Source organism: Clostridium sp. K04, assembly GCF_019734375.1.
Lineage (GTDB): Bacteria > Bacillota > Clostridia > Clostridiales > Clostridiaceae > Clostridium > Clostridium saudiense.
On record NZ_JAASHD010000041.1, the window covers coordinates 15,730 to 30,801 of the forward strand.

Below are 15,072 nucleotides of genomic sequence, written 5' to 3' on the forward strand. Positions count from 1 at the left end.
ATTTAGATAATTTCTAAAAACGAATATCTAGGAGGGAAAGTAATTGAATTACACTCAACATGCAAATATATTAGTTCAAGCATTACCTTATATTCAAGAATACTATGGTAAAACCATTGTCATAAAGTATGGCGGAAATGCTATGATTAACGATAATCTTACTCAAACTGTAATTAATGATATTATCTTAATGAAATGTATTGGTATTAATCCAATAATAGTTCATGGTGGAGGCCCTGATATTAGTAATACATTAACTAAAATGAATCACGAAAGTAAATTTATAAATGGATTAAGATATACTGACGAAACTACAATAAACGTTGCTCAAATGGTTTTAGCTGGAAAGGTTAATAAGGATTTAGTAAAACTTATAGAAAAAGATGGTGGAAAAGCTATTGGTTTATCTGGAATTGATGGTTCATTGATTAAAGCTAAAAAATTAAAAATCGGAGTTGATTTGGGATATGTTGGCGAAATAACTTCTGTAAATACAGAACTTTTATATTTAGCTATGAACTCTGGCTTTATCCCTGTAGTTTCTTCTATCGCTATTGGTGAAAATGATAATAATAGCTATAACATTAATGCAGATACTTGTGCTTCTAAGATCGCATCTGCATTAAAAGCTGAAAAATTAATTTTACTAACCGATGTTCCTGGTGTAATGACTGACCCTAGTGATTCATCCACTTTAATTTCAACATTAAGATTACATCAAATTCCTAAATTAACTGTAGATAAAGTAATTAATGGTGGTATGATTCCTAAAATAAGCTGCTGTGTTGAATCTGTTCGAATGGGAGTTAAAAAAGCCCATATAATCGATGGAAGAATCGAGCACTCCCTACTACTTGAACTTTTATCCGAAAAAGGAATTGGAACGGAAATTTATTAAAAAGGAGGAAGTAAAATTGACATTGCTTGAACAACAAAAAGAATACTTGATGAATACTTATGCAACACTTCCAATTGAAATATCACATGGTGAAGGTTCATATTTATATGACATTAATGATAAAAAATATATAGATTTTACTAGTGGAATTGGTGTTAATTCCTTAGGATATAATAACGCCCTCTGGAAAGAAGCAATTACTTCTCAATTAAATTCTTTCCAACATCTATCTAATATTTTTTCAAATGGTTCTACAATTGCTTTAGCTAAAAAACTTACTGAACTTTCTGGAATGAGTAAGGCTTTCTTTGCTAACTCTGGTGCTGAAGCAAATGAATGTGCTATTAAACTTGCTAGAAAATATAGCTTTAACAAATATGGACAAGGTAGAGGTACTATTCTTTCACTAAAGCAATCCTTTCATGGAAGAACTTTAGCTACATTAACTGCTACTGGCCAAGATAAATTCCATAATTACTTCTTCCCTTTTCCAGAAGGATTTGACTATGTAATTGCAAATTCAATATCTGACTTAAAAGAAAAACTTACTTCAGATGTCTGCGCAATAATGATGGAAGCTATTCAAGGAGAAGGTGGAGTTCATCCTTTAGATAAAGATTTTATTTTAGAAGCTTGTAAATTAGCTAAGGATAATGATGTATTAGTTATATTCGATGAGGTTCAATGCGGTATTGCAAGAACAGGTAATTTATTTGGATATAATAGCTTTAATATTACTCCAGATATAGTTACTTGTGCAAAGGGACTTGGAGCTGGACTTCCTATAGGTGCTGTTTTATGTAATGAAAATCTTTCAACTACCTTTGTGCCTGGAGATCATGGTTCTACTTTTGGTGGTAATCCAGTAGTTTGCGCAGGTGGATTATCTGTTTTAAATCAGCTTTGCAACACAGACTCCTACAATGAAATTATATATAAAGGCGAATATATAAAACAATCTATTTTAAATGAAAATATTAAAATTGTTAAAGATGTTAGAGGCTTAGGGTTAATGCTTGGTATCGAAATTTATGGTGATTCTTCTATTATTCAAAATAAGGCACTTGAAAAAGGACTACTTGTATTAACTGCCGGTAAAAATGTAATTAGACTATTACCACCACTAAACATCACTATGGAAGATGTAAAAACTGGAGTAGACACGCTAGTATCAGTTTTGAGTTAATAGTTTTTAGTTAATAATATTTTTCAAATTCAGCCAATTTGAATTTATTCCTTAACTATTAACCATAATTCTTAACTACTAACTCTTAACTATAAAAAAGGGGGCATTTTTTATGAATAAAGACTTATTACGTATGGATAATCTTTCTAAAGAGGAAATTTTAGATATATTAAATCTTGCTGATCAATTAAAATATGAAAGAAAACATGGTATCGACCATCCTTTACTTAAAGGTAAATCATTAGGTATGATATTCGAAAAAGCTTCAACTCGTACAAGAGTGTCTTTTGAAGTTGGAATGTATCAACTTGGTGGGCATCCTCTATTTTTAAGCTCAAAAGATCTTCAAATAGGTCGTGGGGAACCTATTCAAGATACAGCCAGAGTTTTATCTAGATATTTAGATGGAATTATGATTAGAACTTTTTCACAGAAAGGAATTGAAACTTTAGCTGAGTGTTCTTCTATTCCAATAATTAATGGATTAACAGATGAAGAACATCCATGTCAAGTATTGGCGGATTTAATGACTATTAGGGAGAAAAAGCTTATATTAGAAGGTTTAAAAGTTGCTTACATCGGTGATGGAAATAACATGTGTAACTCTTTGATAGTAGGTTGCTTAACCATTGGAATGCACTTATCAATAGCAAATCCAATAGGATATAAACCTCCACAATATTATACAGATAAGGGTCTAGAGTTAGCAAAAGAAAACAATGTTTCTTTTATAATGACAGAAAATCCTGAAGATGCTGTAGTTGATGCTGATGTTATAATTACTGATGTTTGGGCTAGTATGGGACAAGAAGATGAAGCTAAAAAAAGACAAATTGCATTTAAAGGCTATCAAGTAAATAGTGATTTAATGAAACTTGCTAAAGCTGATGCAATAGTTCTTCACTGCCTTCCTGCTCATAGAGAAGAAGAAATTACTGAAGATGTTCTTGAAGCTAATTCTGATGTTATATTTGAAGAAGCTGAAAACAGACTTCATGCACAAAAAGCAGTTTTAGTAAAATTATTATCATAAAAGGCAGGACTATTAAGTCCCGCCTTTTATTTTTCTATGTAATTTATGACATGTTTAATTATCATATTGATACTTCCATCACCATTACGTTGAATTTCAAACTTAGAATCATCATGGTAAGCTTCTTCATTTATATATAAATCAATATCCTTATCAATCTTAAGTCTTACTCTCTTAAGTTTCTTTTCTACCCATGCCTTATCTACAGACACTTCATTTTCTAATCCATTGCCCTTCATAAATATTTCAAAATCCTGTTTTTGAGTAGGATTATCTTTAAATAATTCTTTAGAAACTTCTTCTATGTTAATAGAATCCTCTTCTTTAAGCTTACTTTTTATTGTTGTTCTTATTTTCTCTGCTTGTTCAGCATTTTCACTAACATTACTTCTAGTCCAAGCTTCTGAAGCTTTTAAGAATGTCTTTGTCATATCTCTTTTATTTGCTACAATGCTACATCCTAAAAAACTATTCATAAAATAATTTGCACCATATTCATCATCATCATTAGACTTCTTTTGCTTATCAATAACATATAAATCAAATACGTTATCTTCTCTTATTGGTTTAATAAATGCTGCTTTTTGAATTCTTTGACTACTTGCTGGAAGACCAGCTGCTTGAGGTACTATTCCTATCCCTATCTTGTCATTAACAAATTCAACTGAATGAGTAAAATTCTTTACGTAATCCATCTTTAGTATCCCTATCATAGGTCCAACATCTGTAACTAATGAAACTATTATTAAATCACATGATGGAATATTAACATTCCCCTTCATTATCAAAAATAATTGTCTTGCAAGCTCCTTAGATAATCCTAAAATATCTGAATCTACACCATTCAAATAATCCTGTACTATTTCTTTAACTATGTTTCTTTCAGAATTAAATACTGCTGTTTTTAACTCTTCATCTTTTAAACACTTTTCAATATGCTTATGTAAAAATTTATAAATATCTTCGGTTAGTTCTAATGTATATTCATTTAATACTGGTTCTGATGAATTATTATCAAGAATATGTATTACTGCTTCCTGAATATTTATATCATTAATATATTCCAAAATATCACCTCTAAAAATATACTACAATCAATTTTTTCTTTCAAAATATTATATCATTAAACTTCATCTTATTTATTTAAAAAATTGTTTTTACCATATTCTATACTATACTTTTTAAATAAATTTACAGATGGTGTTAAATATCTATTTTTTAATGTTGCTAAATATATAAACCTTTCATGCTTTGGATTTATTATAGGTAATACTTTTACATTATAATACTTTAATGATGATATTTTAGGAACTACTGCTATTCCATAATTTATTTCAACTAATCCAGCAACAGCATTATCTTCTTCAACTTCACAAATTATATTAGGATTAATATCAACTTCTTTAAATAAATCCGATATTAATGATCTAATTCCACTTTTTTCACTAAATCCTATAAAAGGATAATTACCTACTTCACTTAAATCTATAAATTCATTTTTTGCCAAAGGATGCTCATTTGATACTATTACAACTAACTCTTCGTTTGCAATTGGTATAAATTCAATATCCGGTTCATCATCTACTAATGAACAAAAGACCATATCATATTTTTCTTCTTTCAAATCTTTGATTAGTGATTGGGTTGTTCCTTGACCAAATAAAAATTTTATATTCTTATTTTCATCTGCATTAGTAAAGTTTTTTATTAACTTTGGTACAAAATTAGGTCCTAATGTATAAATATAACCTAATTCAATTGTACCTGTAGATACATTAGTAAGTTCCTTTAATTTTTTCTCTCCTCTTTCTAATTCACTTAGTGCTTTATCTACATATTCATAATAAATTTTTCCATACTTAGTTAATTTAATGTTTCTACCTTGTTTTTCAAAAAGATAAGTCCCCAAATCTTTTTCGAGTGCAGACATAGCATGACTTAAACTTGGTTGGGTTATAGATAATTCTTCTGCTGCTTGAGTATAATGCTCTAACTTTGCTAGTACTCTAAAATAACTTAAATGATTTAAATTCATAAATATACTCCTTTCCATTTTTGATATTGTTGTTTGTTAATATACAAACTTATTTAAAATTATGCTTTCTTACTTAATTCTAAATTATTATATCATATCTATAGATATTTTCTATAAATATTCAAAAAAATATGTATTAGAATAATTGAAAATATTATATTAAAATTTATCTTGTAAAATAAATATGGAACTTATACATAACAACGTTAAATTTTTATCAAAAGGAGTATTAAAATGCAAAATACACTTACAAAAAACAAGTATTTGCCTACGGCATTATCTATGTATATTAACTACTTTATACATGGTATGGGTTGTATAATATTAGCCCAAAATATTGATTTCTTAATGGAACAATTTAACACTAATAACGCTGGAGTATCTTATGTTATCTCAGCACTTGGATTAGGTAGATTAATTGTTTTATTTGTCTCTGGTATATTATCAGATAAATATGGTAGAAAACCATTCGTACTTTTAGGTATGGGAACTTATGTATTATTCATGGGTGGTATATTAATTAGTAATAATGTTACAATGGCATTCTTCTTTGCTTTATTAGCTGGTATGGCTAACTCATTCATGGATGCTGGTACTTATCCTGCATTAACTGAATGTTTCCCTGAAGCATCAGGAAGTGCTAACGTTGCAATAAAAGCATTTATCTCAGCTGGTCAATTCGTATTACCATGGATAATAAGCTTCTTAATTGCTAACAATCTTTACTTTGGATGGTCATTCATCTTCTGTATCGTAGTATTCTTAATAAACGGATTATTTATATTCAAACTTAAATTCCCTGAATTTAAGGCTGTTGAAAAAAGCGAAGCTACTACAGAAGAAAAAGTTGAATCTACTGTTAAGGCTAACTTCTGGATTGAAGGTATCTGCTTAATCTTAATTGGATTTACTGCTACTGCAACATTCCAAATAATCGCAAACTGGTTACCATCATTCGCAAGAGAAGTTGCTGGTGTTGAGCAAACAGTTTCATTAAAATTAATAAGTATCTACAGTACTGGTTCAATAGTATCTGTATTTGTTACTTCAATATTAGTTGCTAAATGGATCAAACAAGTTAGATTTACATTTGTTTACCCATTAATATCTTTAATAATGTTAACAGTACTTTGGATGTTCCCAAGCACTATTACTTGCGTAGTTGCAGCATTCGTAATTGGATTCTCTGCTGCAGGTGGAGTTTTACAACTTGCTTTAACTTCAATGTCAGAATTATTCCCATCAAGCAAGGGTAAAATTACTGGTATAGTGTTTACAGCTTCAAGTATAGCTTCTACTGTAGTTCCAAGTATCACTGGTATATTAGCAGATATAAACTTAAGTCACGTAATATTATTTGATATCGGAGTAACTGCTTTAGGTGTTGTATTAGCACTTATCGTTAACATAAGATATAATATAGTTAAAAAAAATGAATTAGAAGCTGCTAATAAAGCTGCTTAATATATTTAAAAGAGATTGTATAAAAATGTACAATCTCTTTTTTGATTAACTAAATACCTATCTTATTATTACTACTTGAATTACTAAAACTATAAACTTTAAAAATAAATATAATTTATACACTAAAAAATTTATTTTACTTTTTAACATTCTAAAACATCATAAATATAATAAATATATAATGTATTAATGAATTTAGGAGTCAAAATAATGTATAAAGTTGAAATTAAAGAATTAGGTGAAAGCAAGGTTTCCCTCTGTAAAATAATACCTCATATAGACTATAAGGATTTATATAATTTAGTTAAACCATATACAAATCAAGTACACCTATCTTTCTCCCTTCCGAATAATTGCCCTAACGGCAAAGAATGGGGAAATATATATGCATCTCAACAAGTCATTGGCCAAATAAAAATGACTTATATTGAAGAAGAACATGATTCTTCATCTAATTAATTACTTAAATAAAAAAACTATAGAGTAAATATTACAAACATATTACCCTATAGTTATTTTTTAGTTTAAATAACATCTATTCTATATTTTTTTGTCATCCACATAATACTGCGTACTTTGTAACTACAGTAAATTACTCTAATGTCTTTTTGAAATTAGAATTTAATCCATAATCTCTTCTTTTCCATTATGAATACTTATCATTTCAAACATACCTTCAATAATCAATTCAAATCCTAATATTAATATATGCTCTGTTGCCTTTCCTAATGGATCAAAAATCAATAAAATTGATAATGTAAATTCAATTATTGTTTTTATTAATGGTAAAAATCCACCCTTCTTTTTAGAAAAATAATATAATGCTTCATTTAAATAATTTGCTGATTTATTTAAACCTGATAATCCCCAAAAGATAACTACCACAACTAATGCATTCTCTCTTTGAATAAGTATAGCTATAGCAACTGCTATTATTACAATCGATCTTTCTAATTTTTTCTCTTCTAAACTTGCATAGTCCTTTTCCTTAATTCCCTCTATCATTTTTATAGTTCCTTTTATAAGCAATACTATAGCACAAATACTCGGTAACCATCCAATCATTTCTTCATGATAAATAATACAAATGATACCATTTATAATTATTAATATCGTTGATATATAATCCCAAATTTGTTTTTTCATATTATCTCTACCTTCCAATCTAATTAATTAATAATTATACATAAGTTTACCAAAATATATTATTTTTTCAAAGCAATATTAATTAGTATATATTTAATTTCCCCTATTTATCTTTTTATATAAAAAACCACATAGGTATATTCCCTACATGGTTTATTTATAAAATTTAAGTTTCTTTTAAACCTCTTACGTTCCTCTTAATAAATAGCATAAGCCCTATATTAAATATTGCAGAAACTACTAATATAACTCCTATTGGTATTCCCATATCTATAACTTGTCCAAATAATAACTGACCTGGTGCAACACTTATAGTTGCTACTGCCGTTGAAAATGCAGATACTCGTCCAAGCATTTCTCCCGGTACTTGCTTTTGTATAAATGTTAAAGTTAATACATTTGATAATGATAAAGATAACATTATTGCAAGTCCACCAATTGCAAATATTCCAGCTAAAGCATAATTATTTAACTTTATAAATCCTAAAGTCGACATTACAATAACTCCTGCTATCATTGGGAAATATGTGTAATGTACCTTTTTCATAGAAAACATATTAGGTTTTACACTAATCCAAAATCCGCCTAATATCATTCCTAAAACACAAACACCTTCTACTAGCCCGTATATTTCTGAAGAAAGTCCTAAGAACACATTTATAAAATATGGTGCAACTATTGATAATATTGGAACTAAGAAAATATTACATAAAGCATAAGATGCTATAATTCCAAGTACAATTTTCTTTTCATTTTTTAAGTAAATAAAACTTTCTTTCATATCTGCGAAAGACTTTTTAATAAAGTTCATAGATAATATTTTTTCTTCATCCTTTGATACAGCTATCTCATTATCAGTAACTATATTTGTCTTTACTACATCTGGAATCTCTAAGAACATTTCCATTATTGCAGAAATTAAAAAGCTTACTGCATTTATTATTACAATTATTTTTATACCTAAAAATCCATAAAGTAATCCTGCAAGTATTGGTCCTGCAAAGTTAACAATAGATCCAACTTGATTTATTATTCCATTTGCAGAAGTCAGCCTTTCTTCCTCTACTATTTGTGGTATTGAAGATGTCACTGCTGGTCCATATAAAGTGGCACATATCGATAACATAAACATAACAGTTCCAACTATTAATGCACTATCATTTCCTCTAAGTAATATGAATGCATAACTTCCAATTAATATGAAGCAAAATAAATCTAGCCATACCATTATCTTTTTTCTATTTATATTATCAGATAACCTACCTGAAATTGGTGCAAAGACTATATAAGGTATAGTAGATATTGCTAATATTGTTGAAAAGGTAGCTGTACTCCCTGTAAACTCCAACAAATATAGTGACATACTAAATCTTTGAATTGCATTTCCAAATAAAGAAATAATCTGTCCTATAACTATTATTATAAAATTCTTATTTTTCATTTATCCCCCTGAATAAGTCATATTCCATACATATTGGATACTTACCATCTTCACTTATTGTAAGGTTCGCATCTATTCCATATATAGTGTTTAAGTTTTCTTTATTAATTACATCTAACGGTCTTCCCTCACAAATAATCTTTCCTTTTTTAAGACCAATAATATTATCTGCAAACCTACAAGCATTATTAAGCTCATGAAGAACTATAACTACTGTTATCTTCTTTTCTTTATTAAGTTTTTGAAGCACTTCTAACACTTCAAGTTGATAAGACATATCTAAGTAAGTTGTTGGCTCATCAAGCATTATTATTTCAGTTTCTTGAGCTAACGTCATGGCAATCCACGCTCTTTGTCTTTGCCCTCCAGATAAGTTTTCAACTCCCCTATCAGCAAATTCACTAAGACCTGTTTCTTCTATTGCCCAATCAATAAGTTCCTTATCATGACTAGTAAGTCCACCAATCATTTTTTGATGAGGAAATCTACCAAAAGCAACAAGTTCTCTTACTGTAAGTCCATCTGGACAAACTGGTCCTTGAGGTAAGAATGCAACTTCTTTTGCTATATTCTTTTCTTTTACCTTTTTTATATTTTTATTATTAATGAAGATATCACCACTTTTAGGCTTATTAATTCTTGCTATAGTCTTAAGTAAAGTTGATTTACCGCATCCATTTGCTCCAATTATTATGCTTATTTTTCCCTTTGGTATTGATAAACTCATATCTTCAATTATAGTATTATTTTCATATGCCACGCTTAAATTCTTTACACTAATAGCTTCCATAATTATTTCTCCTTCATCATTAAATAAATAAAATATGGTACTCCAAATATTGATACTGTTATTCCTACTGGAATTTCAATTGGAGAGAATAAATTTCTTGAAACTGCATCTGCAAGAATAACTATAATAATACTTATCATTGCTGAAACTGTAATAAACTTTTTATGATAAGGTCCAACTAACTTTCTTGCAATATGAGGAGATATAAGTCCTAAAAATCCTATATTACCTGCAAAAGCTGTTGCTGTCCCTGCCAAAATCACTGCAAAAGTTAAGAATTTTTTTCTTTCCTTTTCTAAATTTAAACCTAATGATATAGCAAGTTCATCTGAAAGATTTAAAACATCTAACTTTTTATGATTTAATAAAACTACTATAAACATTATTGCTACTATTGGGATTATTACCTTTGCATAGCTCCATCCTGATCCCCAAAGGCTTCCCGATGTCCAAACTAATACTCTATTATAGTCTCCAACACCACCTCTAAAAGTAAAGAATGTTATAAATGCATTAAGACCGGCATTTAATCCAATACCAATTAATAAAAGTCTTTTTGGTTTTATTCCCTTTCTACTAGACATCATATATATTATGAATGCCGTAACTGCTGCACCTATTATAGCCATAGCTGGTAGTACAAATATTGATAATTGTCCAAGCTCACTATAATATGCTCCAGTTGAATATGTAATAAATAATACTGCTGCAACTGCTGCCCCAGCATTTATCCCTATTATTCCTGTATCTGCTAAATCATTTTTAGTTACAGTTTGAAGAATTGCTCCTGCTGTTGATAATGCAACTGCTACAAACATACCAACTAAAAGTCTTGGAAGTCTAATAGTTAATATTGCTGTATTTTGAAGCTTAGTCCCATTTCCTAAAAGAGTATTTATAACTTCTGAAGGTGAAATCTTATATGTTCCCCAACATAATGTAACCATAAAAGAGACTACTAATAAGACAAGTAAAATTGCTATAACTAATTTAAAATTTTTCTTATTCATTATCCTCTCTCCTTTCTAGCTACTGATATAAAGAATGGTATTCCTATTAATGCTGTAAATACTCCAATTGGTGTTTCATAAGGATTAAATATCATTCTTGCTGCAACATCTGCAAATGTTAAAAGAACTGCTCCAAGTAAAAATGAACATGGAATATTTCTTCTATAATCTTCACCTAATAATTTTCTAACTATTTGAGGTACTATTAACCCTACAAATGCTATATTTTTACCTACTGCAACTGCCGCTGCACACATTGGTATCATAACCATAAGGGTTACGAATCTTATTTTTTCTGGATTTTCTCCAAGTCCAATTGCAACGTCATCACCTAAATTTAATATGTTTATCTTTGGTGATAAAAATACTGCTATAATAAGTCCTATAACTCCTACTACAAAAATTAATTTGAAATCTGCCCAACTTGCATTTCTAAAACCTCCAGATACCCAAAATCCTATCATTTGAGATTGATTTGATAAAAGACCAATTACTGTAGTTAAAGAAATGAAAAATGTACTCATAGCTGTTCCTGCTAAAAGTATCTTTGCAATTGAGTTATTATTTGCTTTTTTCGATATAAATCCTAAAACTATAATTCCCGTTATTAATGCTCCTATAAAAGAAGCTATCATTACATTTCGAGTAGTTATTCCTATTCCTGCTGCATAAAAAATAGCTATTACTAAAGTTGCTCCTTGGCTTATACCTAAGATAGATGGTTCAGCTATTGGATTTCTAGTAACACCTTGAATCATTGCCCCTGTTACTCCTAATACCCCACCTGTAAATAATACAGCTAAAGCCCTTGGAATACGTACATCTCTAACTAACATAAGTTCTAATGTTTCATTATAATTAAATATACTATTCCAAATATCCTTAAACGTAATATGGACTGACCCTAGCCTAATGGCTAAAGTCAATCCTCCTATTAAGAGTAACAAACTACAAATTACAAATATTATTGTACGTTTATTACTTTGTTTCATTTAACATGTCACCTATTTCATCTACTAATATTTCTCTTCCAATTGAGCTATATCCTTGGTTAAAGTATGGTGATGATTCTAATACTACTACATTACCATTTTTAACTGCAGGTAAGTTGTTCCAAATGCTATTTGCTTCTAATTGAGCTAAATCTTCATCCGTTGCAATTACGAATATATAATCAGATTGAATTGCTGCTAAACCTTCATAAGTTACAACTGGTAAGCTAATGTCTGTTTGTTCTGGCATTCCTGCTGGTTTAGCTAATCCCATATCGTTATATAATACATCACCAAATCCTGCACCATCAAATATGAAGAATTGTCCACCACTTGCTAAGAATGAAAGATAAGTTGTGTCTTCACCATATTCAGCTTTGATTTTATCTCCAGCTTCTTTAGCTTTATTTTCGTAATTAGCTATCCATTCATTAGCAACATCTTCTTTATTAAATACTTTTGCTAAAGTTCTAACATCATCTTTCCAATTTAAAGCTTCTAATTGAATCATAACTGTTGGAGCAATTTCACTTAATGCATCATACATTTTTTCTTGAACTGTTGATATAACTATTAAATCTGGATTTAAGTTCATAACCGCTTCTACATCCATAGTATCTTGCATGCTATATCCTAAGATTTCAGCACCTTTTAATGTTTCTTCTAAATATGAAGGGAATTTAGTGTAATCATAAGCATCACTATTTGCAGTACCTACAACATCATATCCTAAGATTGATAATATATCACTGTTCCCACTTAAATCTACTATTCTTTGTGGATCTGCTGGTATTTCAACATCTCCTCTTACATCTGTAACTGTTACAGTATTTTCAGTTGTTTTGTCTTCATTTGCTGTCCCGTTGCTAGCACATCCAACAAACATCATAGCTGTCATACAAGTTGCCACTATTGCTTTTAAAACTTTATTCTTCATTTTGTACCTCCATTTATTTTATAATTAACTTCTGTTTTTTCTCGTCGACTGTAAGTTGATTGTATATGAGAGTCATTCTCATTTCAATCCTTACATCTAATTTAATAATTTTATCATCTATTATAATAATTTATTTTGTATTTAACTAAATTTATTTTATCCAAATTACTTATAAATAATTTCTATAATCTATTAAACTAATTATTTATTTTTTATTGTAAATACTTATAATTATAATATATTTACTTTAATTATTATTAATATAGAGGTATATCATGATTTCTAAAACAACAAAAGATTTTCAAGCTACCGTTTTAAATAAAATGACTTTTAAACCATATGAAACTAAAAATTATACTATATATAAAAATGAAAATAATCCTGAACTTGGGCATTTTATTAAATATTCACGTGAAGAATATTATGACTTTGGCATAGGTGATTACACTATCCCTGCAGATTTTTCTATTTCTTTTGATCATAATGAAGAAATAATGAGGTTTGGTACTGTTTATACTGGTGAAACTTCTTTTGAAATAGAAGATAATCCTGTTTCTTCTTTCACTCCATCCTCATTTTTTGTAGTGGAAAAAACAATTCAAGGGAAACAGTTTTGGAAGAAAGGTCAACACTTTCATGGAGCTGAAATAACAATTTACAAAAAATACTTTGATGAAGTAATCAGACCAAACTTCCCCAATACTTTAGACTTTGATAACTTTATTAGTAATTATACATATAGATATCTTCCACTTGAAATCTCTACGATTATTCAAAGACTAAGAAGTATGTCTGAAGTCAATGAACTTACCCCTATATATTTAGAAAGCAAAATTTTAGAATCTATAGCTTTACTTTCCAAGGAGTTGAATTCTTCACCAGAAAATGTTTTTACTAATCAATTAAACTATGGAAAAATTAAGATAGGAAAAGATAGATATATTACATTAACTGCATCAGATGCACATGCAATACAAAAAGCTCATGATATATTAACGGAAGAAGCCTGTAATCCTCCCACTATAAAGGCTTTAAGTAAAATTGTATTTTTAAATGAACAAAAATTAAAGGCAGGATTTTCTGCAAAATATCATATGTCTATTAGTGAATATACTAATTCTATTAGAATGACAATGGCAGAAAATTTATTATCTACAACTGAGTTAAGTATTGATGAAATCTCTAAACAACTTGGCTATAATTATAGTGGTAATTTCGTTAAAATGTTTAAAAAAACTCATGGTAAAACCCCTTTAGCATTTAGAAAACTTAAAATCTAATTATCTATTATAAAGCATATGATATGGGAAAATCTATATTATAGATTTTCCCATATCATATGCTTCTTTTATTACATCTTTTCCTTTTAAAAAGTCTTTTTCAATTGCCCCACAGCCATAGATTATCCCCCTTAACTCAATGTTTTCAAAACAATCAATGTATTTTTCAAAAGATTCTACAATTGTATTCATATAATTTTTAGTAGGTGCTGCTCCACTTATAATAAGATAAGCTTCCTTATCTTTTATACTTTCTAACTTAGCATAAGTTCTGTCCATAATTGCTTTCATTTGTGCATTAAAGCTATAAAAGTATACTGGTGATGCAAAAACTATTATATTTGAGCTTATTATTTTATCTAAAATTTCCGTCATATCATCCTTATGAATACATATTCCTTTATTTAATTTGCAAGCTCTACAACCTAAACAGTAATTAATATTTTTATTATTTACTAATATTTTTTCTACATAATTTCCTGATTCCTTAGCTCCATTAATAAATTCATCACATAATACATTTGTACTACCATCATTTCTCCCAGACAAAAATACTAATATTCTTTTCCCCATAATCTTTATACTCTCCTATTATTTCCGCTAACATTTAACTTATTATCCTTAGTCTACCACTTAAAGTGCACTCCAAGGCAAGATTTAATTCCATAATTGATATATTTATTTCATATATTTTTTATTAAATTAATTATTATTGATATATCCTTTTCAATATTCCATTCCTATATTAATTTCATAGTAAACCCCTTGTATAATTAAGAAAAAAGAATCTGTTAAGCTGATATGAAAAAATAGCTTGATTTTTCATAGAATTGCTCGCTCTTTGAAAATTATATAAGTTT

Annotated in this window: 15 protein-coding genes; 6 read left to right on the forward strand and 9 right to left on the reverse strand. The window is 28.7% G+C overall.

The annotated features are described in order from the left end of the window. Nucleotides 1-43: 43 nt before the first annotated feature. From argB to argF, 3 genes are all read left to right on the forward strand, one after another. A complete protein-coding gene (gene argB / locus HCG70_RS14510) occupies nucleotides 44-898 on the forward strand; it encodes an acetylglutamate kinase (RefSeq protein ID WP_042398544.1) in 855 nt (284 codons plus the stop codon). A gap of 49 nt (nucleotides 899-947) precedes the next feature. Beyond that, entirely contained in the window at nucleotides 948-2,084 is a 1,137-nt protein-coding gene (locus HCG70_RS14515; RefSeq protein WP_042398603.1) for an aspartate aminotransferase family protein, read from the forward strand. 112 nt (nucleotides 2,085-2,196) lie between these two features. Further along, complete coding sequence (argF, locus tag HCG70_RS14520) at nucleotides 2,197-3,117, forward strand: ornithine carbamoyltransferase (protein WP_042398547.1); 921 nt, start codon at nucleotides 2,197-2,199, stop codon at nucleotides 3,115-3,117. A 26-nt stretch (nucleotides 3,118-3,143) separates the two neighbouring features. On the opposite strand, the gene HCG70_RS14525 is transcribed toward argF, so the two are convergent. Both HCG70_RS14525 and HCG70_RS14530 read right to left on the reverse strand, forming a co-directional pair. Next, nucleotides 3,144-4,184 carry a nucleoid-associated protein gene (locus HCG70_RS14525; RefSeq protein ID WP_042398551.1) on the reverse strand — a complete coding sequence of 347 codons (1,041 nt, stop codon included), beginning with the start codon at nucleotides 4,182-4,184 and terminating at the stop codon, nucleotides 3,144-3,146. Between the two features lie 68 nt (nucleotides 4,185-4,252). Continuing rightward, nucleotides 4,253-5,152 carry a LysR family transcriptional regulator gene (locus HCG70_RS14530; protein WP_042398555.1) on the reverse strand — a complete coding sequence of 300 codons (900 nt, stop codon included), beginning with the start codon at nucleotides 5,150-5,152 and terminating at the stop codon, nucleotides 4,253-4,255. A 234-nt stretch (nucleotides 5,153-5,386) separates the two neighbouring features. Between HCG70_RS14530 and HCG70_RS14535 the strand changes: the two genes are divergently transcribed. Further along, complete coding sequence (locus HCG70_RS14535) at nucleotides 5,387-6,616, forward strand: MFS transporter (RefSeq protein WP_042398557.1); 1,230 nt, start codon at nucleotides 5,387-5,389, stop codon at nucleotides 6,614-6,616. Nucleotides 6,617-6,826: 210 nt separating this feature from the next. Then, nucleotides 6,827-7,075 carry a hypothetical protein gene (locus HCG70_RS14540; protein ID WP_042398560.1) on the forward strand — a complete coding sequence of 83 codons (249 nt, stop codon included), beginning with the start codon at nucleotides 6,827-6,829 and terminating at the stop codon, nucleotides 7,073-7,075. A 162-nt stretch (nucleotides 7,076-7,237) separates the two neighbouring features. Here HCG70_RS14540 and HCG70_RS14545 read toward each other — a convergent pair whose 3' ends face one another. From HCG70_RS14545 to HCG70_RS14570, 6 genes are all read right to left on the reverse strand, one after another. Then, nucleotides 7,238-7,762 (reverse strand): DUF308 domain-containing protein, encoded by a 525-nt coding sequence (locus tag HCG70_RS14545; protein ID WP_195951393.1) that lies wholly within the window; start codon nucleotides 7,760-7,762, stop codon nucleotides 7,238-7,240. 166 nt (nucleotides 7,763-7,928) lie between these two features. After that, nucleotides 7,929-9,203 carry an MFS transporter gene (locus tag HCG70_RS14550; protein ID WP_221697909.1) on the reverse strand — a complete coding sequence of 425 codons (1,275 nt, stop codon included), beginning with the start codon at nucleotides 9,201-9,203 and terminating at the stop codon, nucleotides 7,929-7,931. Next, on the reverse strand, nucleotides 9,193-9,993 hold the full coding sequence (locus HCG70_RS14555; protein ID WP_042398570.1) for an ABC transporter ATP-binding protein: 801 nt from the start codon (nucleotides 9,991-9,993) through the stop codon (nucleotides 9,193-9,195). The genes HCG70_RS14550 and HCG70_RS14555 overlap by 11 nt, the downstream gene beginning before the upstream one ends. 2 nt (nucleotides 9,994-9,995) lie before the next feature. After that, nucleotides 9,996-11,003: an iron ABC transporter permease gene (locus tag HCG70_RS14560; RefSeq protein WP_042398573.1), complete on the reverse strand. Its 1,008-nt coding sequence runs from the start codon at nucleotides 11,001-11,003 to the stop codon at nucleotides 9,996-9,998. Then, nucleotides 11,003-11,995 (reverse strand): iron ABC transporter permease, encoded by a 993-nt coding sequence (locus HCG70_RS14565; protein WP_042398576.1) that lies wholly within the window; start codon nucleotides 11,993-11,995, stop codon nucleotides 11,003-11,005. The genes HCG70_RS14560 and HCG70_RS14565 overlap by 1 nt, the downstream gene beginning before the upstream one ends. Next, nucleotides 11,982-12,932 (reverse strand): iron-hydroxamate ABC transporter substrate-binding protein, encoded by a 951-nt coding sequence (locus tag HCG70_RS14570; protein ID WP_042398579.1) that lies wholly within the window; start codon nucleotides 12,930-12,932, stop codon nucleotides 11,982-11,984. The genes HCG70_RS14565 and HCG70_RS14570 overlap by 14 nt, the downstream gene beginning before the upstream one ends. A 275-nt stretch (nucleotides 12,933-13,207) precedes the next feature. On the opposite strand from HCG70_RS14570, the gene HCG70_RS14575 reads away from it, so the two are divergent. After that, complete coding sequence (locus tag HCG70_RS14575; protein WP_042398582.1) at nucleotides 13,208-14,212, forward strand: AraC family transcriptional regulator; 1,005 nt, start codon at nucleotides 13,208-13,210, stop codon at nucleotides 14,210-14,212. A gap of 33 nt (nucleotides 14,213-14,245) precedes the next feature. Here the strand turns inward: HCG70_RS14575 and HCG70_RS14580 are convergent, their stop codons facing one another. After that, nucleotides 14,246-14,785 carry a flavodoxin family protein gene (locus HCG70_RS14580; RefSeq protein ID WP_042398585.1) on the reverse strand — a complete coding sequence of 180 codons (540 nt, stop codon included), beginning with the start codon at nucleotides 14,783-14,785 and terminating at the stop codon, nucleotides 14,246-14,248. Nucleotides 14,786-15,072 lie beyond the last annotated feature (287 nt).